At 68.0% G+C, this 24,867-nt stretch carries 16 protein-coding genes and 2 pseudogenes; 10 read left to right on the top strand and 8 right to left on the bottom strand.

The genetic code is table 11. The features are described from left to right. Window positions 1-14: 14 nt before the first annotated feature. Window positions 15-3,659 carry an FG-GAP-like repeat-containing protein gene (locus WBG99_RS23150; protein WP_338898145.1) on the bottom strand — a complete coding sequence of 1,215 codons (3,645 nt, stop codon included), beginning with the start codon at window positions 3,657-3,659 and terminating at the stop codon, window positions 15-17. A gap of 717 nt (window positions 3,660-4,376) precedes the next feature. Here WBG99_RS23150 and WBG99_RS23145 point away from each other — a divergent pair. Next, a complete protein-coding gene (locus WBG99_RS23145; protein WP_338898144.1) occupies window positions 4,377-12,041 on the top strand; it encodes a ricin-type beta-trefoil lectin domain protein in 7,665 nt (2,554 codons plus the stop codon). Further along, complete coding sequence (locus WBG99_RS23140) at window positions 12,023-12,463, top strand: Imm10 family immunity protein (protein ID WP_338898143.1); 441 nt, start codon at window positions 12,023-12,025, stop codon at window positions 12,461-12,463. The genes WBG99_RS23145 and WBG99_RS23140 overlap by 19 nt, the downstream gene beginning before the upstream one ends. Before the next feature lie 127 nt (window positions 12,464-12,590). Here the strand turns inward: WBG99_RS23140 and WBG99_RS23135 are convergent, their stop codons facing one another. From WBG99_RS23135 to WBG99_RS23125, 3 genes are read right to left on the bottom strand one after another with little or no spacing between them, the layout of a single operon-like run. Next, a complete protein-coding gene (locus WBG99_RS23135; RefSeq protein ID WP_338898142.1) occupies window positions 12,591-13,877 on the bottom strand; it encodes a site-specific integrase in 1,287 nt (428 codons plus the stop codon). Then, window positions 13,877-14,068: a helix-turn-helix domain-containing protein gene (locus WBG99_RS23130; protein WP_155058002.1), complete on the bottom strand. Its 192-nt coding sequence runs from the start codon at window positions 14,066-14,068 to the stop codon at window positions 13,877-13,879. The genes WBG99_RS23135 and WBG99_RS23130 overlap by 1 nt, the downstream gene beginning before the upstream one ends. Continuing rightward, entirely contained in the window at window positions 14,065-15,789 is a 1,725-nt protein-coding gene (locus WBG99_RS23125) for a replication initiator (RefSeq protein ID WP_338898141.1), read from the bottom strand. Before WBG99_RS23125 ends, WBG99_RS23130 begins: the two co-directional genes overlap by 4 nt. Window positions 15,790-16,111: 322 nt before the next feature. On the opposite strand from WBG99_RS23125, the gene WBG99_RS23120 reads away from it, so the two are divergent. The 5 genes and pseudogenes from WBG99_RS23120 to WBG99_RS23100 all read left to right on the top strand — a co-directional run bounded on the left by WBG99_RS23120 (window position 16,112) and on the right by WBG99_RS23100 (window position 19,135). Then, window positions 16,112-16,543, top strand: a complete 432-nt coding sequence (locus WBG99_RS23120) for a winged helix-turn-helix domain-containing protein (protein ID WP_338898140.1) — start codon at window positions 16,112-16,114, stop codon at window positions 16,541-16,543. 580 nt (window positions 16,544-17,123) lie between these two features. Continuing rightward, window positions 17,124-17,507, top strand: a complete 384-nt coding sequence (locus WBG99_RS23115; RefSeq protein WP_338898139.1) for a type II toxin-antitoxin system RelE/ParE family toxin — start codon at window positions 17,124-17,126, stop codon at window positions 17,505-17,507. Further along, window positions 17,504-17,842, top strand: a complete 339-nt coding sequence (locus WBG99_RS23110) for a helix-turn-helix transcriptional regulator (protein WP_334593536.1) — start codon at window positions 17,504-17,506, stop codon at window positions 17,840-17,842. Before WBG99_RS23115 ends, WBG99_RS23110 begins: the two co-directional genes overlap by 4 nt. A 29-nt stretch (window positions 17,843-17,871) precedes the next feature. Then, a pseudogene (locus WBG99_RS23105) lies at window positions 17,872-18,093 on the top strand (helix-turn-helix transcriptional regulator); the annotation flags it as partial. A gap of 574 nt (window positions 18,094-18,667) precedes the next feature. Continuing rightward, window positions 18,668-19,135 (top strand): hypothetical protein, encoded by a 468-nt coding sequence (locus WBG99_RS23100; RefSeq protein WP_338898138.1) that lies wholly within the window; start codon window positions 18,668-18,670, stop codon window positions 19,133-19,135. A 164-nt stretch (window positions 19,136-19,299) separates the two neighbouring features. On the opposite strand, the gene WBG99_RS23095 is transcribed toward WBG99_RS23100, so the two are convergent. Next, window positions 19,300-20,480, bottom strand: a protein-coding gene (locus WBG99_RS23095; RefSeq protein WP_338898137.1) for an IS3 family transposase whose coding sequence is annotated in 2 segments (ribosomal slippage) — window positions 19,300-20,216 and window positions 20,216-20,480 — 1,182 coding nt in all. Because the reading frame shifts where the segments join, the coding sequence is not laid out codon by codon here. Between the two features lie 33 nt (window positions 20,481-20,513). Between WBG99_RS23095 and WBG99_RS23090 the strand changes: the two genes are divergently transcribed. Further along, a complete protein-coding gene (locus WBG99_RS23090) occupies window positions 20,514-20,750 on the top strand; it encodes a group II intron maturase-specific domain-containing protein (RefSeq protein WP_338898136.1) in 237 nt (78 codons plus the stop codon). 156 nt (window positions 20,751-20,906) lie between these two features. Here the strand turns inward: WBG99_RS23090 and WBG99_RS23085 are convergent, their stop codons facing one another. The 3 genes and pseudogenes from WBG99_RS23085 to WBG99_RS23075 form a co-directional block, all read right to left on the bottom strand. Further along, complete coding sequence (locus WBG99_RS23085) at window positions 20,907-21,167, bottom strand: hypothetical protein (RefSeq protein WP_338898135.1); 261 nt, start codon at window positions 21,165-21,167, stop codon at window positions 20,907-20,909. A 558-nt stretch (window positions 21,168-21,725) separates the two neighbouring features. Then, a complete protein-coding gene (locus WBG99_RS23080; protein ID WP_338898134.1) occupies window positions 21,726-22,196 on the bottom strand; it encodes an NUDIX domain-containing protein in 471 nt (156 codons plus the stop codon). A gap of 2 nt (window positions 22,197-22,198) precedes the next feature. Beyond that, window positions 22,199-22,945, bottom strand: a pseudogene (locus WBG99_RS23075) (XRE family transcriptional regulator). 242 nt (window positions 22,946-23,187) lie between these two features. Here WBG99_RS23075 and WBG99_RS23070 point away from each other — a divergent pair. Next, window positions 23,188-23,694: a hypothetical protein gene (locus tag WBG99_RS23070; RefSeq protein WP_338898133.1), complete on the top strand. Its 507-nt coding sequence runs from the start codon at window positions 23,188-23,190 to the stop codon at window positions 23,692-23,694. A gap of 73 nt (window positions 23,695-23,767) precedes the next feature. Further along, window positions 23,768-24,601 carry a transposase family protein gene (locus WBG99_RS23065; RefSeq protein ID WP_338895175.1) on the top strand — a complete coding sequence of 278 codons (834 nt, stop codon included), beginning with the start codon at window positions 23,768-23,770 and terminating at the stop codon, window positions 24,599-24,601. The last annotated feature ends 266 nt before the right edge of the window (window positions 24,602-24,867 follow it).

Here is a 24,867-nt window from a genome sequence, read left to right as displayed (position 1 = left end):
GTCCCCCTCCCGGATCAGCCGAAGGTGAGTTTCGTGGTGGCCCACTTGCTGCCGGAGCTGATGACGGCGGTGCCGGAGCCGAGACTCGTCCTGCCGCCCTTGTAGAACCTCACGCTGCCGTCGGAGGCGAGGCTCCAGAGGTCGGGGATGCCGTCCCCGGTCACGTCGGGGGTGCCGTACAGGTGGGTGACCGGCATGGAGCCCTCGGCCCACCCCTCGGCGTAGATCTCGTCCTTGCCGGTCCTGGAGGCCGCGGCGGTGGCGAGGGAGGCGATGGTCGAGCCGCCGGCCGTGCCCTCCGTGTCCTTGACGCCGTAGCGGACGTAGAGGCGGTCGGAGACCTCGGAGCGCCAGACCAGGTCGGGGGCGCCGTCGCCGTCGTGGTCCCCGATGGAGACCAGGTCGCGCGGTGCCCAGGCGCTGGCGGCGATCTTGGTGGCGGTGGTGAACGTGGCGCCGGTGTAGCCCTCGAAGGCCCACATGCCGCCGCCCTCGGTGGTGGCGAAGAGGTCGGTGCGGCCGTCGGAGTCGTGGTCGCCCACGATGAACTGGTCGAAGACGGCCGGGTCGGGGGCGTTGGACGGCAGCCTGACCGTCATGCGGCGGGCGATGTCCACGCTGCCGTATCCGTCGCCGGGGTAGACGTACAGCCCCCCGTCGGGCATGCGGGCGAAGAGGTCGCTGATGCCGTCGCCGGGGTAGCCGTCCCCGCCGTGGGCGATGAGGGCCGGGTTGCCGTCGGCGCCCATCCAGTAGCCGGGCAGGTGGTCCTCGCCGTCCTCGTCGGGGTCGGCGAGCAACGGGACGCCGTCCTCGTGGGCGGCTTCGAGACTGCCGTGCAGGTCACCGGCCGTGCTGGAGGGGTACATGCGCAGGTTGCCGCCGGAGGTGACGGCGAACAGGTCGGGGATGGCGTCACCGGTGACATCGCCGGGCCTGTCGGCGGAGTCCCGCGGGGTGACGTAGAAGAGGTACTTGGTGCCGAGTGAGGGGTTGCCCGCGCTGTCGACGGCGCGGACGTAGAGGACGTTGGGCCCGGCGAACGGCGGCTTGCGGGTCACCGTCGCCGAGGCGCCCGCGCCGACGGGCACGGTGGTGCTGTAGCTGGTGGTGTTGAAGGAGTACTGGAACTTCGTGATGTCCTTGTCCTCGTCGGGCGCGAAGGTGAAGCGGCCCGCCGTGCCGAAGTCGGCCTTGGACCACACCGAGCCGTCCTCGTCCGCCTCCGGGAAGTCGGTGGAGGTGACCAGGGGTTCGTTCGGTACGTCGCTGTCGAAGACGAACCGGCACACCTTCGGGTCCGCGGTGGGCGCGTAGCGGGAGGCCGCCCCGCTGCTGTCGATGGCCCGCACCCGCCACGAGTAGGTGTGGCCGTTGGTGAGCTTGTTCTTGGAGACGGTCGCCGAGGCCGCGCGGGCGGCGGTGACGACCCTCTTGTCCAGGATCTTGCTGTCGCCGTAGCCGGTGCGCCACAGCTGGAAGTGCAGGTACTTCAGGTTGCCGTCGGGGTCCGAGGACCTGGCCGACAGGGTGAGGTCACGCTTGCCGATGTGCGCGTACGGCTTGGTGCGGTCGCACCGGGGGCCGGGTGCCTGGTCCAGCGAACTCGGGACCTTCGGCTTGCGGTTGTACGTGATGGTGAGTTTCGGTGCGCTCGATCCCTCCGCCCGGAACTTCTTCCACGCGTACGCGGAGGTCTCGGTCGTGGCGCGCAGCCCGATGGTGAACTCCTTCCAGCCGCCGTTGGCCGCGTCCTGGGCGATCGACTTGGCGTTGTACTTGACGTAGGCGTCGGGGCAGGACGAGTTGTAGCCGTGGGCGAAGGACTTGGTGCCGATCCTCTTCTTCCAGCTGGGCTGGTTCCTCCAGGTGGTCTTGGAGGAGATGCCTCCGGTGTGCCACACCTGCATCTCACGGTTGGAGCAGGACCAGGAGTAGGTCTCCCGCAGCTTGATGGAGGCTGAGGAGACGACGGCGCCCTTGATGCTCTTGCCCCAGTTGAGCCGGAAGAAGGAGCGGGACAGGCCCCAGGTGGTGGTCTCCAGGCCGACCCGGGCCTCGGTGGTGCCGCTGTTGTAGTTGGCGCCGTCGTAGAAGCTGGAACTCGGGTACTTCTTGTAGGCCGTGGTCCAGTTCTTGGTCTTGCCGTAGATCGTGGGGTCGACGAAGACCGGGTAGACGGTGTCCTCGTCGGTGGTGAAGTCCGTGTCCGGGGTGATGCCCAGGGCGGTGGAGCCGGTGCCCGGCGCGCTCAACTCCGCGTCGGCGACGGCCAGATGCGAACCGACACCGGGGCCGGCCAGCCCCGGCAGGGCCAGCACCTCGCTGTCGGTGAGGGCGGTGCGCACGACGTTCGTGGTGGTGCCGGTGCGTGTCACGTCCGTTGTCGTGCCGGTGCGTACGTGTCCGGCGTGCCCCGCCCGGGCGGCGGCACCGTGGCCGAGGTCCTCGTCCCGGTACGCCGCCGCGTCCGCCGACGTCCCGTCACCCGGCGTCGTCTCGGGTGCGGCGGTGTCGTCGCCGTCCGAGGGCACGTCGGGCTCCTCGCCGACCTCCTCGTCCGGGTCCTCGGAGTACGAGGGTGAGGGGTCCTCGCCGGGCTCGGCCGGCTCCGGGTCGTCCCCCTCGGTGACGGCGGGGCCGCCCGCGGAGTCCCACATGTAGGGGGTGGGGGAGACGGCGATCTCCTCACCGGCCCGGTTCTCGCCGGTGACGACCTTGGTGACCGGGTCGAGGCGGAAGGTCAGGTCGGGCGAGGACAGTCCGTACGAGACCTTGGCGAGCGCGGGGTCGGCGGCGGCCTCGGGGGTGTGCACGACCAGCACGTGGCTGAAGCCGCTGTCCTGCGCGGTCAGCAGCAGGTCGACGTCGGTGAACACGTTCCGGTAGAGGGCGCTCGCCCCGCTGATCACCGGCTCCGGCAGCTCCCCGGGCCAGCTGAGGGTGACCTCGTGGTCGTCGCTGGTGAGCGTCGCCAGCGGGGTGTACGTGTCGGTGTCGTCCGTGGTACGGACGGCGGTTCCGGAGTCGGCGACGGTGTACACGGCTTGGCGCACGGTCTGGTGCACGGCCCTGCGGGCGGAGGAGGCGGAGGACGTACGGCCCCTGCCGCCGGAGAACACCACCGGGTCGGCGGCGGCCTTGGGTGCCCAGCCGCCGTCGACCTCGGTGAGCGTGGTGTCGATGGGCTTCCAGGCCCCCTTCACCCTCGCCCGCACCGGAGCCCCGTACGCGACGAGTTCGAAGGAACCGTCGGGTTTCGCGTACGTGGTGGACGTCTCGGTGCGCAGGCCCGTCACCTCGACGCGTTTGCCGGCGGAGACCGCGCGGGCCTGGGCCGCGTCCTCGTCGAGCGGCCCGGAGGCGTCGCTCTTCGTCTTCGCGGGGGAGTCGGAGGAGCCGTCCGAGCCGTCGAGCAGGGGCGGGACGGCGAGCAGCCCGATGCCCAACGCGGCGGCGACCAGGCCGACGACGCCCGCCTTGGCGCGCCGTGACGTGCGGGGCTTGGCCGACGCGTTCGACGAGACCGAGGAGTCCGCGGAGCCCGTTGCGTCCGCCCCCTTCGCTGCGTCCGGCACCTCCGCCACTTCCGGGGTGTCCGACGTGTTCTGTGCGTCCGACGCGTCCCGCCCGGACAGTCCGAAGCCACGACGTTCCACGGTTCTGGGTCCCCTCCCCCTGAATTCCCGGAGAACCGAGAACTCTGTGAATTCCCTCCACCGCTACTCCCGGCTCTTCCCCCTGCCCTTGCGTCCCAGCTCCTGTGTCCCTCTGGTCCGTGGAGTGCGAGCACAGAGCATGTCCTACGAGTCGGGATCGCGCCACGCCTGTGGGATTCCGCGCCGGTGCGGTGACGGTGATGGACGGAGCGGAATGTGGGCGGCTCGTTGTGCGGTGTGTGGGCGTCCTGAGCGATAGACCGACCGGGCGAATAGGGCACGCTGCCGTGAACTACCCCACTCCTCTTCATGGTTGACGGGTAGTTAGGCATCTCTTGCACCTTCAGGCAACAGATCAGGTCAAATGCGAGAGTCGCACGACTCCTTTTCGTCATGTCCGTAATTCCCTGCCGTTTGCAGTGTGCAATGGAATGCACTGTGAGGTAAATCACCCCACTTGATCACTTGTTGACTTTTTCTAAAGAAGTCCCAGAGCATTCAGGCTCATCAATTGCCGGAACTGTGGGCGCGGTGACCGAAAGAACCGCGGGAGTCGGCATGCGAATGGGCCTGGGGGCTACCACTGTGTGGGGATCGCTGTCGTCGCTGCGTTCAGCGCTGCTTTCGTTGCTGGCGTCGCAGCCGTCGTGGTGCGGCCGGAGACGGCGACCCCGTACCCGTGCCGCCGGGGAGAGACGGGCGCGGGCCCGCCTCGGAGTGATCGCCGCCGTCGTGGCGGCGCTGCTGGTCGGCGTGCTCCCCGCGGCCTCCGCCCTCCCCCCGGCCGACGACGACCGCACCGACGTCGAACTGGTCGACCTGCCCGATGCCGAACCGGCCACGGGTGAGAACGGCGGCCGACTCGAAGAGCTGACCACGTCCGAGGTCGAGGACCCCACGGAGTACGAGCCCGAGGCGATCGCCGCCCCCGAGGGCGGCACCGCGACCGAGACCCTGACCGGTCTCGCCCCCGGCGACCTCGTTCCGGTCGGTGAGGACGGCGCGGAACTCCCGGTCGAGGTCGGCGCGCCGGAGGAGGCGACCACCGAGGAGGCCGCGGCCCTGGAGGGCGAGTGGCAGGTGGTCCTCTCCGACCAGGACGACATCACCGAGGCCGCCGGCATCGAGGTCGAGGGCCTGGCCCTGGAGGTCACCCCGCCCGCCGAGGCCACCGGCGACGCCGTGATCGCCCTCGACTACACGGACTTCGCCGAGCTGTACGGCGCCGACTGGGCGGACCGGCTGGAGTTCGTCCAGTACCCCGCGTGCTTCCTTCGGACGCCGGACACCGAGGGCTGCTCCGAGCCCACCGAGGTACCCACCGACAACGTCGTCCAGAAGACGGGCACCGACGCCGACGGTGACGGCACCGCCGACCTGGAGCGGCGCATCCTCGCCACCGTCGACACCGAGGCCCTCGCCGACGGCGGCACGGCCTCCGGGACCACGACGGAGACCGCGACCGGGAGCACGACGGAGACGGCCGCCGCCTCCACCGAGGGCACGGTGGGCGACACGCTGTACCGCAAGCCGTCGTCGGCGAGCGACCGCACGGCCACCCAGGCCGCCGACACGGACTCCGCCTCCTCCGTCCTGGTCGCCACCGACTCCGGCAGCGGCTCCAAGGGCGACTTCTCCGCGACCCCGCTGGTCGCCGCCGGCTCCTGGTCGGCGGGCGGCAACTCCGGCGCCTTCACCTACTCGTACCCGCTCCAGGCCCCCACCGTCCCCGGCGGCCCCTCGCCGTCCGTCGCCTTCGGCTACAACTCGCAGGGCGTGGACGGCCGTACGTCCGCCACCAACAACCAGGCCTCCTGGATCGGCGACGGCTGGGAGTACAACGCGGGTTCCGTCACCCGCACGTACAAGGCCTGCCGTGACGACCGCACGAACGGCAACAACGCCAAGCGCAAGACCAGCGACCTGTGCTGGGGCTCGGACAACGCCGTCCTCACCCTCGGCGGCACGACGACCGAGCTGGTCAAGGACGACGACACCGGCGACTGGGTCACCGCCAACGGCGACGGCTCCCGCGTCGAACTGCTGAAGAACACCGGCTTCGGCAACGGGGACGCCGACGGCGAGTACTGGCGCGTCACCACCCGCGACGGCACCCAGTACTGGTTCGGGCGGCACAGGCTCCCCGGCTGGAGCGAGGGCGACCCCACCACGAACTCCGTGCTCTCCGTCCCCGTGGCCGGCAACCAGAGCGACGAGCCCTGCTACACCGCGAAGTTCGAGGACTCCTTCTGCAAGCAGGCCTGGCGCTGGAACCTCGACTACGTCATCGACCCGCACGGCAACGCCATGACCCTGTGGTGGGGACGGGAGAGCAACCACTACGCCAAGGACCAGAAGTACAAGGCGTCCGTCTCCTACCACCGCGGCGGCTACCTGAAGCGGATCGACTACGGTCTGCGCAGCGGCGCCCTGTTCGCCGCCCCGATCGCCCGGGTCACGTTCGACACCGACGAGCGCTGCTTCAAGGAGGGCGAACTCACCTGCTCCGAGGAGAACTTCACCTCGGGCAACTTCTCCCAGAACCGCATCTGGTACGACACCCCGGCCGACCTGTACTGCGCCCAGGGCAAGGAGTGCTACGTACCGGTCCCCACCTTCTGGTCCCGCAAGCGGCTCTCGCAGGTCACCACCTGGGCCCAGCGCACCGAGGGCTCCAGCGGCCTGACGAAGGTGGACCGCTGGGTCCTCCAACAGTCCCTGCCCGCCAACCGCACCGACGAGGGCACCGCCCTGTGGCTGGAGTCCCTCACCCGCACCGGGTACGCCCCCGACGGTGAGACCACCGAGACCCTCAACCCGGTGCGGTTCGTCGCCAACACCGAGTCGATGCCCAACCGGGTCGTCCGCGGCGCGGACGACCCCAACCCCCTCTTCGACCGGCTGCGCATCGAGCGGGTCGTCAGCGAGTACGGCGGCGAGACCTTCGTCACCTACAGGAAGCCCACCGGCGCCTGCAGGACGGGCAGCGGCTTCCCGAAGCCCCAGAGCAACACCGGGCTGTGCTTCCCGGTCTACTGGAACCCGGACCCGGACGAGGAGACCATCGACTGGTTCCACAAGTACGTCGTCGAGTCCATCCAGGAACTGCCCGCCCTGACCGGCGTCGACCCGGTCACCACGGAGTACGACTACGTGGGCGGGGCGGCCTGGGCGCTGAACCAGGCCGAGTTCTCCAAGAAGAAGACGCGCACCTACGACCAGTGGCGGGGCTTCGCCCGGGTCAGGACGTACACGGGCGACGACTCCTCCATCCGGTACATGTCCACCAAGCGGGGCATGTCCGAGACCCGCTACTTCCGCGGCATGCACGGCGACCCGTTGCCGGACGGCAGCACCCGTTCGGTGGCGGTCACCGACGCCACGGGCAAGGAGATCGCCAAGGACCGGGAGGCCTTCCGGGGCCGCGTCGCCGAGACCCTCACCTACGCCTCGGCCAGGGCCGACACCTGGCTGACCCGTACCGTCGACAAGCCGAAGGCCGTGGAACTGGCCTCCCGCGCCCGCGGCGGAGGCATCCCGGCCCTCAAGGCGTGGCGGGTGCTCACCCCCGATTCGCTCTCCTACAACCGTTCCTCCGGCAACGGGGACGACGACCGTGACCTGCGGACCCTGAGGACCGTCACGGAGTACGAGGACACCCACGGCCTGCCGGTCCGGGTCGAGTCGCAGGGCGACACCGGCAAGACGGGTGACGAGTCGTGCACCGTCATGTCGTACGTCCACAACACCGGCAAGCACCTCATCGGCCTGGACAAGCAGACCCTGACCACCGCCGGCACCTGCGCCGCGGCGGCCTCGGCGACGGCGGCCGACTGGATCTCCGGTGCGCGCGTGGCGTACGACGACGGCGCCTACGGCGACACACCGGCCACCGGCCTGGCCACCACCACCTGGGACATCAGCGGCAGCGGCGGAAGCTGGACCGAGAACGGCACGGTCGCCTACGACTCCCTCGGCCGGGTCAAGTCCACCACCGACGCCAAGGGCAACACCGACACCACCACCTACCGCCCCAGCTCGGGCCAGGTGCACTCGATCACCACGGCCAACGCGCTGAACCACACCGAGACGACGGTCGTCGAACCGGGCCGCGGGACCGCGTTGAAGGAGACCGACGCCAACGGCCACGTCACGCGGTACGCGTACGACGCCCTGGGCCGGGCGAAGTCCGCGTGGGGCGACACCACGCGGACCACGTCCGGCGCGCCCGCGGTGAAGTTCACCTACAACACCACCATCGGGGAACCGGTGTCGGTGGTGACGTCCGCGCTCCAGGACGACGGCTCCTACGACGAGACCACGGTCGTCTACGACGGGCTGGGCCGCGAACGCCAGAGGCAGGAACCGGCGGTCGGCGGGGGCCGTCTGATCACGGACGTCCTGTACTCGGCCAACGGCACGATCGCGCAGTCCAACAACGGGTACTTCGTGAAGGGCGCGCCGTCGACGACCCTCTTCGAGCTGGACTCGGACTTCCAGGTGGCGAACGCGACGCTGTACGCGTACGACGGCCTGGGCCGGGTGCTGTCGGAGACGCCCTATCTGGCGGGTGTGGAGAAGCCTGGCAAGGCGACGACGTACGAGTACGCCGAGGACCACTCCATGGTGGTCGAGCCGGAGGGCGCGGCGGCGCAGCGCAGTTACACGGACGCGCTGGGCCGGGTCGTGCGGGTCGACACCTTCACGAACGAGGACCGCACCGAGTACCGCTCGACGAGGTACGAGTTCGACGAGCGCGGTGATCAGGTCGCGGCTGAGGACTCCGAGGGCAACCGGTGGTCGTGGACGTACGACGCGCGGGGCCGTCAGGTGACGGCGTCGGATCCGGACACGGGTACGACGCGCATGACGTACGACGCGCTGAACCGCCCGGTGACCACCACCGACGCGCGGGGCGTGAAGGTGTGGACCGGCTACGACGAGTTGTCGCGCCCGGTCGAGCAGCGCCTGGGCGGCTCCGGGGGCGAGCGGCTGACGTCGACGGTGTACGACACGCTGACCGGCGGCGTGGGCCTGCCGGCGTCGGCGACCCGCTACACCGACGGCCTCGGGTACACCACGGAGGTCACCGGCTACACGGCCGACTACCAGCCGCTGGGCAAGAGGGTCAGGCTCCCGGAGTCGGTCGCGACCGAATACGGGCTTCAGGACACGTACGCCTACGGCTACACGTACTCGCGGACGGGCCTGCTGAAGTCGGCGAAACTGCCGGCGGTGGGCTCGCTGGACGCCGAGGAACTGGTCGTCCGCTACAACGAGGACGGTCTGCCGGTCTCGACGTCGGGTCATGACTGGTACACGGGGGAGACCTCGTACTCGCCGTACGGTGAGGTGCTGCGCACGGTGAGCGGCGAGCAGCCGAGCCGGGTGTGGACGACGAACCTGTTCGACGAGACGACGGGTGAGCTGACGCGGAGCATCGTCGACCGGGAGTCGACGAGCGACACGACGGCGGTGACCGGGCACCGGGTCAACTCCCGTGCGTACGCCTACGACCCGGCGGGCAACGTCACCTCGATCGCGGACCGTGCGAACGGGGTGACGGACCGGCAGTGCTTCACCTATGACGCGCTGGGCCAGCTGACCGAGGCGTGGACGGCGCCGGCCGGCTGTGCCGCGGAGGGCAAGGAGGAGGCGGCGCCTTCGTACGCGGACGGCACGAGGAACGTGACGGACGCGAACGCGGGGTACTGGCAGTCGTACACCTACGACGCGCTGGGCAACCGGAAGAAGCTGGTCGAGCACGATGCCGGTGGGGACACCGGCAAGGACGCGACGACGACGTACTCCTACGGCAGGTCCGACGGCTCGCAGCCGCACACGCTGACCGGGATGTCGTCGACGTACACGGCGGACGGCGGGGCGAAGGTCACCGAGGCGGCGTCGGTGTCGTACGACGAGGCGGGCAACACGGTCTCGCGGGCGTCCGGCGGTGACGAGCAGGCGCTGGAGTGGACGTGGGACGGCCAGGTCGGGAAGGTCACCGGGTTCGGGGAGAACGGGTCCGGGGCGTGGCTGGGCCTGGCGGACAAGTGCCTGGACCTGTCTGGGTCGTCGACGGTGGCGGGTACGGCGGTGCAGCTGTACTCCTGCAACGGGACCAAGGCGCAGAAGTTCCGCGTCGACGCGGCGGCGGGCTCGGCGGACGCGTCGACGGGCGCTTTGAAGGTGCTGGGCAAGTGCGCGGAGCCGAAGGCCGGCGGTACGGCGAACGGCACCGCGGTGGTGATCGCCGACTGCACGGGCAAGGCCGCTCAGCAGTGGACCGCCGTGTCCGCGGGCGGCAAGCTCAAGCACGTCTCCTCCGGCAAGTGCCTGGACGTGCCGGCCTCGAACCCGGCGTCGGGCACGGATCTGCAGCTGTACACCTGTGACACGAACGGTCCGGCGCAGTCCTGGAAGCCGGACGCGGAGACGCAGTACGTCTACGACGCCTCCGGGCAGCGGCTGATGGCGGTCAGCGCCTCCGAGCGCACGCTGTACCTGGGCGAGGCGACGGTGGCGATGAGCGCGGCCGGCACGGTGGCCTACAGCGAGCGCTACTACGCGCAGCCGGGTGCGCCGACGGTGCTGCGGCACTCGACCGGCGGTGGGGCGTCGGAGTTGTCGGCGCAGGTCACGGACCAGAACGGCACGGCCTATGTGAACGTGACGCTGGCTGCCGGGAACCGGGTCAAGTTCTCCAAGACGGACCCGTTCGGTGTGGAGCGCACGGAGCATTCGAGCTGGCGCTCGCACCGTTCGTACGTGGGCGGCGGCGACGACGCCTCCTCGGGTCTGGTCCATCTGGGGGCGCGGGTGTACGACCCGGCCACGGGCCGGTTCCTGTCCGCGGACCCGGTGCTGGACCTGGCGGACCCGGTCCAGATGAACGGCTACGTGTACTGCGAGAACAATCCCGTCACCTTCGCCGACCCCTCCGGACTGGCCTCGGAGGGCGGGAACCTGACGGAGTACGGCGGCCCGACCGCCTCACAGGAGGCATGGGCACGGAAAACCCTGAACACCTCCGTCTCCGACATCATCATGTCGGTGGGCTGGGCGGCACTGAAGGAGTTCGTCGGCTGGAACGACGTGACCGGCTGCTTCTCCCGGGGCGATCTGTGGGCGTGCGGCAGCCTGTTCGCCAACGCCATCCCCTGGTACAAGGTCGCCAAGATCCCCGGGGTGTTGAAGGCGGCGTACCGGATCGGCAAGGCCGTCCACGCGCTGATGAAGGCCAAGGAGAAGGCCCGCAAGATCATCGAGATGGCCAAGAAGGCCCGCGAACTCGCCCGCAAGGCCAAGGAAGCCAAACGCAAGGCCGCCGAACGCGCCGCCCAGCTGAAGAAGAAGGCGAAACAGGCAGCCACCAGAGCCGCCAAGAAGGGGGCACAGAAGACCGGCAACGCGGTCCACAAGACCCAGAAGGCGACGGCGGCGAAGTCGGCCTCCAAACCCCAGGCCCAGGCCCAGGCACCGGCGAAGAAGGCGTCCGGGAACCAGTCCAGCGGTGACGGGGGCAGCTGCGCGGTCAACAGCTTCACCCCCGGAACCTTGGTCCTGATGGCCGACGGCACCACCAAGCCCATCGAGGACGTGACCAACGGCGACAAGGTCCAGGCCACCGACCCCGAGACCGGCGAGACGGCCGTGGAAACGGTCACCGCCGAAATCACCGGCGAGGGCGTCAAACACCTGGTCAAGGTCACCATCGACACCGACACCGACACCGACACCGACGGCGACCAGGGCCAGACAACCGCCGACATCACCGCCACCGACGGACACCCCTTCTGGGTCCCCGAACTGGGCGAGTGGATCGACGCCACCGCCCTGACCGCCGGCCAGTGGCTCAGGACCGGCACCGGCACCCACGTCCAGATCACCGCCATCAAGCGCTGGACCACCGCATCAGCCACCGTCCACAACCTCACCGTCAGCGACCTCCACACCTACTATGTGCTGGCCGGGGCAACTCCGGTCCTCGTTCATAACACCGGCGGCAGCGGCCACATGTGCGATATCACCGCGACAGCTCCTGACGGGAGCACGCGTGTCGATGTGAAGCTGGAGAGCGGTGACATGACTCCGGAGGAGGCTGCTCTCGGCTATCCCAATAATTCCGCTTTCACGCACACGGAGCACCGGTTCTCACGTATGGCAGGTGCCTCCACAGGGCCGAAGGTCTCACTTCCGAACGATCCGTTCGCTGGTAAGTACCCGTTGAGTCCTGGTGACGCAGTGACAATGCGAGGCCAGCTTCCGCCCTGCTCAAGGTGCAAGGGGGCGATGAACCGCATGGTCAGGGAATTGGGAGTGTCGGTTACGTATACATGGGACGGGGCCAAGGGCGCCGGAACATGGAAGGCGAGAGGTTAGAGATGAGGCTGACCGCCACAGAGGTCGGGTTCTTTGAGGACTACGAGGACGAGGAGGCGCTTGAGGTAGGCGTCAGCGGGATCGACGACGCTGGCGTTCAGAGATCATTCTCGATCCAGCGATCCACCTATGAGCCAGACGAGCAGGAAGTGCAGTCTGGAATGGACTCCTACAACGTCTCGAACGAGCAGGGGTTCACGGTTTACGGCTGTCTGCGGCGCGTGCGGCTTAACGGCGCGATGCTGGACCTGGAGTTCACAGCTGAAGACGCGGAGATTCTTGAAATCTCGGCTGTCGTGGAAGTGGACCTGCGTGATTCGGGAGTTGACATCACGAACCTGTCCATGAAGCTACGTGAGATCTTGGACTGGGGAGCCCCCGAGAAGCGACCAGAACTGATCGGACTGAACGTTTCCGAGTAGCCGTCTGGTGAGTGAGTTTCTCGCTATACGCTGACGCTGGCCGTCCAGATCAATGCATATGGGCCCCGCCCGGAATGACTTCCGGGCGGGGCCCATATGGCGTTTGACGGCAACGCTGACGGCAACGTCAGCGGACAACGGGTGCGGAGGGCGGGCCGTCGGGGTCGCCATCCTGGTCGCCGAGGGCGTTGCTGAGGGTGTCGATGGCTTGGCGCTGGAGTCGGAGTCGGACGTGGGCGTAGACGGTGGCGGTGACGCCGATGTGGGCGTGGTCGAGGAGTTCCTTGATGACGACGAGTTCGACGCCCTGTTCCAGGAGCAGGGTGGCGGTCGAGTGGCGGAGGTCGTGGAAGCGGATGCGGCGGAGGCCGGCCTTGCGGAGGAGTGTGGTGAAGGTGCGGGTGAGGTTGGTCGGGTCGATCGGCCTGCCCTGGGGAGTGGTGAAGACGTGCCCGTTGTGCTGCCACGTGGTGCCTGCGGCCTCACACTCGTGCTGCTGCTGTTCGTGGTGGTGCTTCAGCGACTGGAGGCAGCGGGCGGGGAGGGCGATGCGGCGCTCAGAGGCCCGGGTCTTGGTGGGCAGCGTGGTGAGCCCGCCTGCGCTGGTGCGCTGAAGGGTGCGACGGATTGCGGCGGTGCCCGAGCCGAGGTCGAGGTCTTCCCAGTGCAGGCCGAGGAGTTCGCCCTTGCGGAGTCCGGTGTGGAGGGCGAGTTCGAACAGCGCGTGCAACCGGTGTCCGCGCGTGGCCGTGAGGAACTGGCGGGCCTCGTCGGCGGTGAGGGGCTCGAAGCGGCGGGGTCGGGGCGTGCCGGTGCGGACGTTGCGGGCGACGTTGCGCGGGATCTCTTCCTCGCGGACGGCGTGCTCCAGGGCGGACTTGAGTACGGAGTGGATGTACGTGAGCGTCAGTGGGGAGAGCCGCTTGGAGCAGCATGCTCCGGCGGCGCAGCAGCGGGGCTGATCGCGGTCGGCGTCGATGCCGCGTGCGCAGCACTGGCAGGTGGTGCGGAGCTGGTTGAGCCAGGTGCGGACGTCCTTGGCGGTGATCTTGGTGATCCTCTTCTTGCCCAGGCCGGGGATCAGGTACCGGTCGACGCAGGCGGCGTATCGCGTGTGGGTGTTCTCGCGGAGCTGATGTACGGCGACGTTCTCCAGCCAGTACGTCAGATACGCGGCCACGCTGCCCTGAGCGGAAGGGACGGGGAGGCCGCGGTTGCTGGCGGCAATCTTCTCGGTGAGCTTGGCCAGAGCTTCCTTGCGGGTGGTGCCGTAGACGCGGACCCGCTTGCGGGTGTTCCCGGGGGCGAGGACGTATCCGGCGGCTTCCCAGCGGCCGTCCTTGCGCTGGTAGACAGTGCCGTCGCCGTTGGCGCGCACACGGTGAGAGGCGGGGGTGTCGCGGGGCGTGGTCATCAGGCGGCGGCTTCCTGTTCGAGTCGGGTGGTGATGAGGGAGTCGAGCGCGGGGGCGGGGATGCGGCGGGCGCGGCCGAGGGTGATGGAGGGGAGTTGCCGGGTGCGGATGAGGTCGTAGACAGCGGTGCGGCCGAGTTGGAGGCGTTCCATGACCTGGGGGACGGTGAGGAGTTCGGTGCCGGCGGTCACGCGAGGGCCCCCGTCCGGACAGTGCTGGTCAGCCGATGAGTGGCGTGGCCGACCGGGTGACCGGCGGACTGACCGGCGCGGTCACCTCGGCGCTCCGAGTGGCGGGTTCGGGTCGGTTGTTCGGGCCGGGTCTGCCGTTTTGCGGCCAGGAGGTCGGCGAGGTGTTCGAGTTCGGGCAGGAGGCCGGTTCCGGCGAACTGCCAGTGGGAGATGACCAGCATCGTGTCCGAATCCACGCGCTGACCGGCGATGTTGCGGTGACCGGCGGCCAGGTCAGTGAGGTGTCCGGCGTCGTCGCTGACCTGACTGCCGTCCGTCTGGCCGGTCTGCGTCTCAGCCGACGCCGGGGTTGGGGTCTGGGTGTCGGGTCGGCCGGTTCGCCAGGTGGTGCGTTCGGCTCGGAGGTGGGCGAGGGTGGTGGAGTAGTGGCGGGTGCGGGTGGAGAAGTGGCCGCGGAAGCCGAGCATGTGGGCCCATTGGCGCAGGCGGAGGTGGGCGTGCCGGCGGTTGGTGGCGAGGTGCCAGGCTGTGTGGATCATGCGGCGGGCGTGGTCGGTGATGTCGTACTTGTGCAGCTCGGCGAGGAGGCGGAGTCGGCGGTCGAGGGTGCCGGTGATGGTCTCGGCGCCCTTGGTGGCGTACTTGGCGATGTAGGCGGCGACGTGCCGGTCGGTGACCGGGCCGCCGGCGAAGTTGGTGCCGCGGATTGCGCGGATGTCGATCTGCCGCCCGAGCCGGAACACCAACCGCTCTGCCCGATCTGAGTTTTGGGGCTGGAACGCGGAGATGTCCCCGGCGGGCTGCGGTTGCTTCGACGGTTCGCCCTCGTGGTGGACGCGGGTGCCTGCGGCGGCGGCGCGGACGGCGTGGTCGAGGAGCTGGGTGGTGGCCCAGGCGGGCGGGGTGCTGGTGGGGCCGGTGGGGCCGTCGAGGCGGATGACGGCGTGGAAGTGGACCTGGCCCCGTTTCTGGTACTCGGCGACCTTCGCGTACGAGAGAGTGGCGTGGTCCCGCAGGGTCCGTTGCGTGAGCCCGGCGGCCTTGGCGATCTCGCGGCGCAGGTGGGTGGTGAAGCGGGCCCACAGGGCCGGGGCGTGCGCGTTCCACAGCACCGCGCCGGTGTAGTCGTAGCGCTCGGGGTCGAGCGGGGTGCCGAGGAGCGGGTCGTCGTCGGGGTGGACCTGGCCGCAGTGGCAACGGCCGGTGTCGGGCTGGTTGTGGACGGGCCCGAAGCCGGGCGCGGTGAGGGTGGCGAACACGCGCGGGTGCACGGCGACGCTTGTGGGGACGGTCTTGCCGCCGCGCAGTCCGGCGGCGATGAGCTGGTAGGTGTCGTAGCGGTAGACGGTGGAGCAGGCCGGGCAGCGGGTGGCACGGCGGTTGCCGCAGCGGACCAGCAGTTCGCCCGCCGGGAGTCGGCCGGAGTCGAAGTGGTCGAGGATCGCACCGGTAACGGCGTCCAGGCGCGTACGGTGCCCGGTCAGGCGGATCGGGTGCGCGCAGCCGCCGAGTCCGGTTATCTGTCGTGCGAGGGCTGCGAGTTGGCCGGTGGCGGCGAGCTTCGCCAGCTTGGCGGTGAGCCGGGCGCGACGCTCCAGCGCCCGCCCTGCCGCCGCAGAGGCGGTGACGTCCGCCGGGCAGGTCGGTGCCGTGAACGCCGACGACGGACGCGAGGCGGTTGGAACGGTCGCGGGATACGAGAGTTGAAGCTGTGCGGGCATACGGAAAGAGGCCTTTCGGCGGGAGCGCGGAAGCGGTACGGCGCGGGATGGCGTGGGCAGGCCGAAGCGATCGGCTCACAGGGGAACGGGGCGCCTCGGAGTTGGGCGCGGGGGCCGGACCAGTGAGGGCTGGTCGGCGGGGCGCGGTGATGATCACCGGCGAGTGCGTGACGTTAACATCGCCCCACTGGCGCATTCAAGTGCATCCCTCCTCATTCCTTTCTGTGGGCGGTGGGGCGCGGGTAGTGTGGGGCCGGTTTCCCGGTTTGGCCGGGCCGGATTGTGCTGGTAGAGGGCGTGGAAAGCGGGGGGGTGACCGGGCGTGGTGGCGGCGAGGCGCGGGCGCAGGCAGGCGGGCAGCGGGGTACCGCTGACGTTCGAGGTCGTTGCCGAGACCGTGCGCGAGCGGATCCGCTCCGGCGGGCTGCGGCCGGGGGACGCGCTGCCGACGCAGGCCATGCTGATGCAGGAGTTCGGGGCCTCGAGCCTGACTGTGCAGAAGGCCATGGCCCTGCTGAAACAGGACGGGTGGGCGGTCTCCCGCCCCGGCAAGGGTGCCTTCGTCGCCCACCGCGACCACGGCGTAGACGATGCTGATGACCTCGACAGCCCGGAGGCGACCGCACTCGTCAGCGAGGCGGCGGCCCGCGTCGAGGCGTTGGAACGGGCACTGGCCGACGCCGTCGAGCAAATCACCGACCTTTGCGCTCGTGTCGAGGCGCTGGAGTCGGGCGGCGGTGGGCGGGGCCGCTGACCCACCATGCCGGGCGGTCCGGGACACACCGGGCCGCCCGGGGCGTGCGTTCAGATTTTCTCTACGAGGTTCAAGGCGGGCCTCGCCCGCATTGGCTGACCGCCGTCGCCGACAAGCCCGCCGTTCGCTCGGGAGGCCGGTCGCCCCGGCAAGGGGACGGTCCAGGACTGCGAGCGGCAACCGGCCAGATTGCCGGGATAGCCGGAACCGGGCTCCTGGCGGAGCAAGTTGTCGCCCACGACCGTCCTACGGCCGGATCACAGGCACATGGCCGACCAGGGGGCCGACCCTCACGCCCGCCCGTCGGGGCCGACTCCTCCCGCCCCGGACCCGCGCCGCCAGACTGGGCGACGCACCAGCCCGGCCGTACGCTGCCTCTCCCGCTCCCGATCCCGCCGAAAGAAGCCGCCCCTGCACCGCCTCGGCAGGTTGCCGCTGGTTTGCGGCGGCGCCGTGGCATCAGGACGAAGGGGGGAGTACGGGGGTGTGTGACGCTGGAGTGGCTGCGATCGCGGCGACGGCACACGACCTGAACTACGAAGTCGCGCTCTCGCACCCCGTGCCATATATCATCGGCGATATGGACAGCGGGCGGTACTCGATCGAGATCGAGCCGGAGGTGCGGCTGTGGCTGGAGAGCATTCCCGCCCATCACTACAAGCAGGCCGAACGCGTCGCCGACCTGCTCGCCGAGCAGCCCACCACCCTCGACGAACCGCACTCCCGCCACCTGGGCGGCAAACTCCGCGAGCTGCGCTTCCGCCTGGGCGATGCCCATCAGCGGATCACCTACTGGCTGGCGCCCGGCCGACGTGTCGTGCTGCTCACCGTGTTCCGCAAGACCAAGATGCGCGAGCAGGCCGAAGTGGACCGCGCCCACGCCGCACAGCGATTGTGCGAGGCAGAGCATGAAGCCGCCGCCGAGCACGACCTCTACAGCCGCAACCTCAAGGAGAACCGATGAACCACAGCGAATGGAGGACCCGTCGCCACCGCCAGCTACTGGGCGAACACCTGGACGCTGACCCCGAGTACGACCGGGTCTACGAAGAGGCCGGGCTCGCCATGACGTTGGGCAAGGCCGTCTACGACCGGCGTAAGCAACTCGGGCTGAGCGAGGCCGACCTCGCCGAGCGCATGCACGTCGACGTCGAGGACATCGAAGGCATCGAGACGGCCACCGAGCTGCCGCCCATCGCGGTCATCATGCGCCTGGCCCGCGCACTGGACCTCACGGTGGACGTGCACCTCGCCGGCGGAGACGAGCCCACCGTCACCATCGTCGCCCCAGCGGCCTGAGGCGGGGAGGAACCATGCAGGACCCGCCTTCCGCGCTCGCCCGTGAGCTCGGGCAACTCGTCCACGACCGGCGCATCGAGCTCGGGCTGTCCCAGGCCGAGCTGGCCGAGCGGTGCGGGATGAAGCAGCCGCAGATCTCCCGCTTCGAAGGCGGCGGGACCGTGCCCACGCTTCCCCTCCTGCGCCGCCTGGCTCAGGCTCTCGGCGCCGACCTGACCATCAGCCTCACCCCGCACGACAAAGCCGCTTGACACGCATTCGGAATTCTTGGAATTCCCCAGGCGGTGTAGACCACTGACGGCAGTAGTGACGGCAACACCAGCAGACTCCAGCGCACGAGCACGAACATCCGGCGACTGTCAAATCGCCCGCTGACCAGCAGACTTGCAGGTAGGGGCGGCTTGGCCTGCACACCTACTATGTGCTCGCGGGTGCTACGCCGGTCCTGGTTCACAATTGCGGGGGAAGCAAGCTCAAAGACGGTGAGCAATATGTCTACCGTGCCGTGAAGGATGACGAGATGAAGCAACTTTTAGACACTCGACGCTTTCAGAATCCGCGGGGCATCGAATCGAAGTACTTCTCTTCGACTCCAGAGGGTGCAGCTCTCTATGCCAGGTCCGCCCATGCGACGTTCCCTGACGAAGGCGCCTACACGCTGGTGCGTGGCGTAATCAGAACCGAACACATTCCTGCGGAGAGTAGGATTGAGCATCTCGCTGACGGCGGTGGAGGAATCGATGCCTTCGCGCTCTGGAAGGATTCAATGAGTACGATCGGCCGAGTTCGTATCCTTCCCTCCATGCCGATCCCTTAGGTGAATCGATGAAGATCTACGTGACGTCCCTCCAGCAATCGACCCTGGACCGCTGGTCGAGGCTGCTGCCTGAATCGATGGCGATCGAGTTCGTAAACGAAAGTAGCCGCTCGATTCGGACTGACGTGCTTGTGATGTCTGGAGTTTGGGCATTCGACCGCTACGGCGGCAGGCCGAACAGAGAGACCGCGCAGGTATTGTCGAATTCGAGAGGTGACGGCTTGCCGGAGTGGATTGTCGTCCCGCCGTTTCGTCCGATCGTTGAACGGGACGGGGAATTCTCCATCAGGGAAGATTTCGAGCAAATCAGCCCTGCCTATTATGCTGTGCTCCAGTCTCTCAGAACGGTGAGGGATGAATTCGGAGACTCGGTAAGCGTGGCGCTGGATCTACCAATGCTCGGAATGGATGATCCACATGATGAGTCGACCCCAGCGTCGGTGGCTCGGGCCATCGAGGTATTTCTGAATGAATGAGCAGAAGCCCCACCGGAGAGTCAGTCCGGTGGGGCTTCTCACGTGTTGACGGCAACGTCAGTGGACGACGTGTGCGGAGGGTGGGTCGTCGGGTCCGTTGTCCGTCGCACTGAGGGCCAAGTGAGGGGCCTCGCGGTTTCCGGACAGGCTTCTGACCGTCTATTTCACGCGGCGATTCGCAACTTCTCGTACTCGGCGTGGACTTCGCGCGGAGGGCGGTAGCCCACCGCCGAGTGGAGGCGTTTGCGATTGTACCAGAATTCGATGTAGCGAGTGACGTCCTGCCGGGCGGCTTCGCGGGTCAGGTAAGTCACCCTTGATACGCGCTCATTCTTCAGGGCACCGAAGAATGATTCGGCCATGGCGTTGTCGAAACAGATCCCGGTGCGACCGGAAGATCTGCGGAGCCCGAACCGGTCGAGCGTCTTCCCGAACTCGGCTGACATGTAGTTGCTGCCACGGTCCGAGTGAAATATCGCGCCGGCCGAGAGGTTCCTGTTCCGTGCCGCGTTGCGGATCGCCCTGGATATCAGCGGAGTTTGGTAGTGGTCGTCCATCGCGTAGCCGATCACTTCTTTCGTGCAACAGTCGATGACCGTCGCGAGGTACAGCCAGCCTTCCCCGGTCGCGATATAGGTAATGTCGCCGACGAGCTTTTCACCGGGCGCATCCGCGGTGAAGGCGCGGCCGACGAGGTCTGGCACCTGGCCGGCCGCAGCCTGAGTGAGGTTGAACCTCTTCGGGCGTGGCTGGCAGGGCACCAGGCCCAGTTCGCGCATGAGGCGGCGGACCAGCTCCACGCCTGCGGCAACGCCCCAGCGATGCAGCTGGGCCTGGATGCGCCGGTGCCCGTAGGTGCTGTCGGACATGTCAAAGGCCTTCTCGATGAGCAATTTCAGATCTTCGCGCCGCTGGGCTGTCGCGGATTCCGGGCGGGAGCGCCAGTCGTAGTAGCCGGATCTGGATACGCCGAGCCGACCGCACATGAAATTGACGCTGTATGCGTACTCCTCGGTGTCGAGTCGCATCTCGTCGATGAACTCGTACTTACTTGCTACCGGGGATCCTTCGCGAAGTACGCTGCGGCTTTTTTCAGGAAAGAATTTTCCATCTCCAGCTCACGGTTACGTCGTTCGAGTTCCCTCAGGCGCGCCCGCTCGTTAACCGTCAGTTCCGCATCAGGGGCCGGTTCCTGCTGCTTCTGGTACTTCTTCACCCAGCCGCGTAGAGTCTCCGAGTTCAACTCAAGATCCCGGGCGACTTCGGAGATCGTCTTGCCTGACCTCAACGCGATCTGGACGGCTTCCTCGCGGAACTCCGGCGAGTACTTACTGGGTGGCGCCACTTCTTCCTCGTTTCCTTGTTCAGGACAACCCTATTGGGTGCCTGTCCGGAAACTTCGGGGCCCCTCATCCGGGGATGGGCGAACTACTACGGGCGTTTCTATCGCTCGGCGCTATACCCGCTGTTCGACCGCATCAACACCTACCTGCTGCGGTGGATCAGGAAGAAGTACCGGATGGGGATGAAACAAGCCCTGCGGCGGCTGACCGAGGGCCATGCGCGCCGTCCGAAGTACTTCGCTCACTGGACCTGGGTGGCCCCGACGGGCTGAGGACCAGGACGACAAGAGCGGAATGACGGGAGACTGTCACGTTCCGTTCCGTGGGAGCCCGGGGGTGAGATTCCTCCGGGCGACCCGACTACCTGTAAGGCCTCAGGTTTGCTGTCACAACTCTACGAAAACGATGCAGCCTATGCGCGGGAAACCTTACGCCTCATCCGCCTGCTCTTCGGCAATGCGGCGAGCCGCGTCATCCGCAACTTCGCTCCACACGATCAACCCCTCGGATCCGAATTCTTCCAGGAGGGCCTGCCGAATTTTGTCCACCGGGCGCCCCTTGTGGGTCCCGCGAACCTTCCCAAAGGCGCGTTCAAATTTACGCAAATGCTCTTGAACGCGAGGAATGTCTTTGTCGTACTCTGCGGGATCGACCATGCGAACGTCACCACCTATCACTTTCAGGGCCACACGGCACTCATAGGTTCCTGCGATAGACCTGCTGCAGGTGCGGCAGCGCTCCTGGGCCAAAGATGTGCTCGACCCTCCCGCTCACCTCGTCAGTGACCCGTGTAGTTATATGACCTTCTGCCGTCAATCGATCGTACGTGCACTTACACATGCGGAAGATGAGAATGGCTGGGCGCTCTCCGGAAGCGGTGCGACTTCCACCGAATGTCGCAGCAGCACTGAGAGTGTCCGAATCCCCGGGACTCACCCGATATGTAAACAGGTTCCCTGGCTGCCCAACAGATCCGCCACTCGAATTCGCGCGAGCCGCATCACCACTGAGCCCATTCGCCTCGATGTTATCGGCATGAGACGAGCTCGTCCCATGCACGAAGTCCATCGACTCTTTGCAGTTGTGGACGAGGACCGGGGTGGCGCCAGCCAGCACATAGTACGTGTGCTATGCGGTACCCCTCTACCTGCTTCTTCGCTGGTCAGCGTGGGTTTTGCGTTCCGCTGGTATCCGTGGTTGTGCGTGGAAATCCGTGGGTGTTGCCGTCGCTACTGCCGTCAGGCGGTTCAGCCCAGGTAGGGGATTTCACGGTGTTCCATGAAGTGCTGGAGCCTGAGTCGTTGGGTGTGGTGCATCGGCAACTGCTCGATCTCTTCGGGTGGCACGAACCGGAGTTCGGTGGACTCGTCGGAGATCTCCAGTTGGCCGCTGGTGATGCGGGCGGTGAAGCAGACGTTGAACTGGCGGCGGACCTCGCCGTCGGTGTAGGCGATGATGTGTTTCGGGTCGGTGTAGGTGCCGACCAGGCCGGTGATCTCTACGTCCAGGCCGGTCTCTTCCTTGACTTCACGGACGGCTGTGCCGGGCAGGGAGTCGGTGAGGTCCATGCCTCCGCCGGGCAAGGCCCACAGGTCGTTGTCGCGGCGGCGCTGGAGGAGGATGCGCCCGTGGTCGTCGGTGACGACGGCGGATGCGGCGACGACCATGCTGTTCGGCCTGGGCGCGTTCGGGTCGTCGTAGTACTCGGTGCGGGCCACGGTCAGCCTTCCTCTCGCACGGGGGTTGCCGTCGCCCACACAGCGCCGAAGCTCTCGGCGTAGGTGTCGAACATGCCGCCTGCCTCGTGTCGGCGAAGATGCCATACGGGGGCGGCGTACGCGTTGACGCCCCAGACATGGGCGTTGACGAGTTGCTGGTCGTCGGCGCGGTAGAGGGAGTTGTAGAGCGTGGTTCCGTGGATGCGGACTTCGATGCCGGGGGTGCCGGCGAGCGGCCTTTAGTGCATTAGTGCGAGGCGGCAGCGGGATTCGATGCCGTGGCCGAACCGCTCCTCTTGGCCGCGGGCTTGGACGTTGTCCCTGTCAGGGTCCCCGATCGCGATGCGGACGGTGCAGCCTTCGGCGGCGCGTTCGGTGAGGAGTTCGTTCAGCCGGGGGTATGCCTCGTGGAGGAAGACGGCCGCGTAGACGAGGATGTCGATCCGTTCCCGGGCCTGGGCAATCAGGTCGGTGAACGTCGAGACGGGGATGTCGGCCCGCTGCTCGTAGAGCGCCACCAGCTCAGGGCTGATGGCGCGGGCGGGGCGGGCCTGGCGGAGCGCCGGCCAGAGTGCGTGCACGTCTTCTCCCAGGGCCTTGGCCGCCTGGAGGGCGGTGGCACGACGTGGGATACGCCCGAGGTTCACCCAGCGCTCGACCGACTTGGGGTCGACCTCGACCTGCTGAGCGAGTGCGGCGTACGTCCAGCCTCCCGCCGCCATGACGGCTCGTAGTCTCTCGTTCGGCACGAGTCTCCCCCTCGTCTCAGGACGGCACTAGGGACGTTCTACACGGTGCAGGACGTCCTGGAGTGAGGCTCCGCCAAGCTCGTTTCCGCAGTTCAGTGGGGCTGGTGTGATGGGTCGGTGAGGTCCTCACGCTGGCAGGTGGGGTGATCGTTAGCACGAGATCGTCTGGCGCAGGTGTTCTCGTGGGTTCTGGAGTGAGGTTCGGGGGTCGCCGCGTAGGTTCTGCGCTGGGAGGGATGTTCATGACGGACGTGCTGGCGTGGACGATCGAGCGGCGGCTTGAGCTGGCGAAACGTGCCGAGCTGCTGCGCAAGGAGCTGGGTGAACTCGAAACGGAGGTCGCCCGGTTGGAGGCCGCCGAGGTGGTGTTCGGGCAGTGGGCCGAGGCCACTGATGGTGGACGGCGACCGCCGGGCATCGTGTCGCCGGAGCCGGAGCCGGAGCCGGAGCCGGAGCCGGAGCCGGAGCCGGAGCCGGCCGTTGTGACGGTGGGTCCGGGTGCGGGCGGGATGCGAGTGGTGCCGGACCGCGTCGAGGGGATGGGACTGGAGGTCCTGACCTCAGAATATCGACGGATCATGGAGATCGTGGCCGGGGCGGACGGTCCGGTGATGGCCAAGGACGTCGCCCTCGGGCTGGGCCGGGAGGCGAGTCCGGCGAAGATCGAGCCGGTCCGGGGCCAGCTGCGCAAACTTGCCGACCGGGGCTGGCTCTCACGTACCGCGTCCGGGCGTTACCTTCCCCGCTGACCAGTAACGCCGCTGGCCGGACGGGCCGATTCCTGCCATAACGCGAGTGCCCCCGGCGGGAGTTGGTAAGTGTGTGACCAAAAACCAGCCCGCCGAGGGCCCTCGGGATGTTGTCTACCAGGTCCGCCTCCCGCTGTCGAAGCGGACCATCGATCTCGTCGCCGACCTGATACGCCAACGCCGCAACCGGATGCGCTCTGTCTGGCGCAAGGCCGAACCCGGTAAGCAGGCCGTCATCGTGCTCGCCGTACTCCGTCACGACCAGCGCCTGGCCGACATGGCCGGCGGCAACCAGGTCGGCGAATCCACCGTCCGCCGCTGGGTGAAGGAAGTCGTCAAGCTGCTGGCCGCCCGCGCCCCGCGCCTGGACCGCGCATGCAAGAAGATCGCCCGCAGCGGCGGGGTCGTGGTCCTCCTCGACGGCACCCTGATCCGCACCCACCGCCGCACCGGGAGGGACGACCGGAAGAACTACTCCGGCAAACATAAGGCCCATGGCCTGCTGTTTCTCGCTGTCACCGACGAGAAGGGCAACCTGATCTGGATCTCCGCGGCCAAGCCCGGCCGGTCCAGCGAGATCACCACCGCCCGCCACAACAAGATCACCGGACACCTGAGGGAAGCCGGCCTCGGCGCCCTGGCCGACCTCGGCTTCGTCGGCCTCGACGACAAGCCCGAAGACGACCCGGTGATCATCACCGGCCGCAAGGCCACCCGCAACCACAAGCTGACCGTCGCCGAGAGGGAAGCGAACCGCCTGGTCAGCCGCGAACGCGCCGCCAACGAACATGGCTTCGCGAACCTCAAGTCATGGCGGATCCTGACCAAACTCCGCACGGACACCCGGCAGGCGACCACGCTCCTGCGGGCCCTGCTCGTTCTGGCGAACAGCGAAGTACAGCGCTGACGGAGCGGGCGGATGATCTCGCCCCGACGATCACGCCACCTGCCAGCGTGAGGACCTCACCAACGCATCACACCAGCCCCACTGAACTGCGGAAACGAGCTTGGCGGAGCCTCAGTGGGGTTTGGTGGAGGTTCCTTCGTCCTCGTGACCGGCGTGAGGATCGATGCCGACTCTGCGGCACCAACAGGCCCAGGGGCACGCATCAACGCCGTCGAGGAGCGTCACCGTGCGAATGAGCGCCACCCCATGTGTTCCCGCCCTGCGAC

Source organism: Streptomyces sp. TG1A-60 (assembly GCF_037201975.1).
Taxonomy (GTDB): domain Bacteria; phylum Actinomycetota; class Actinomycetes; order Streptomycetales; family Streptomycetaceae; genus Streptomyces.
The sequence above is the reverse complement of the archived record's forward strand: the minus strand, read 5'-3'. Positions and strand labels throughout refer to the sequence as shown.

Coding starts and splice junctions, on each gene's coding strand:
- WBG99_RS23140 (WP_338898143.1), top strand. CDS start 12,023: ATGGAAGGCGAGAGGTTAGAGATGAGGCTGACCGCCACAGAGGTCGGG.
- WBG99_RS23135 (WP_338898142.1), bottom strand. CDS start 13,877: ATGACCACGCCCCGCGACACCCCCGCCTCTCACCGTGTGCGCGCCAAC.
- WBG99_RS23125 (WP_338898141.1), bottom strand. CDS start 15,789: ATGCCCGCACAGCTTCAACTCTCGTATCCCGCGACCGTTCCAACCGCC.
- WBG99_RS23115 (WP_338898139.1), top strand. CDS start 17,124: ATGGACAGCGGGCGGTACTCGATCGAGATCGAGCCGGAGGTGCGGCTG.
- WBG99_RS23110 (WP_334593536.1), top strand. CDS start 17,504: ATGAACCACAGCGAATGGAGGACCCGTCGCCACCGCCAGCTACTGGGC.
- WBG99_RS23100 (WP_338898138.1), top strand. CDS start 18,668: ATGAAGATCTACGTGACGTCCCTCCAGCAATCGACCCTGGACCGCTGG.
- WBG99_RS23070 (WP_338898133.1), top strand. CDS start 23,188: ATGACGGACGTGCTGGCGTGGACGATCGAGCGGCGGCTTGAGCTGGCG.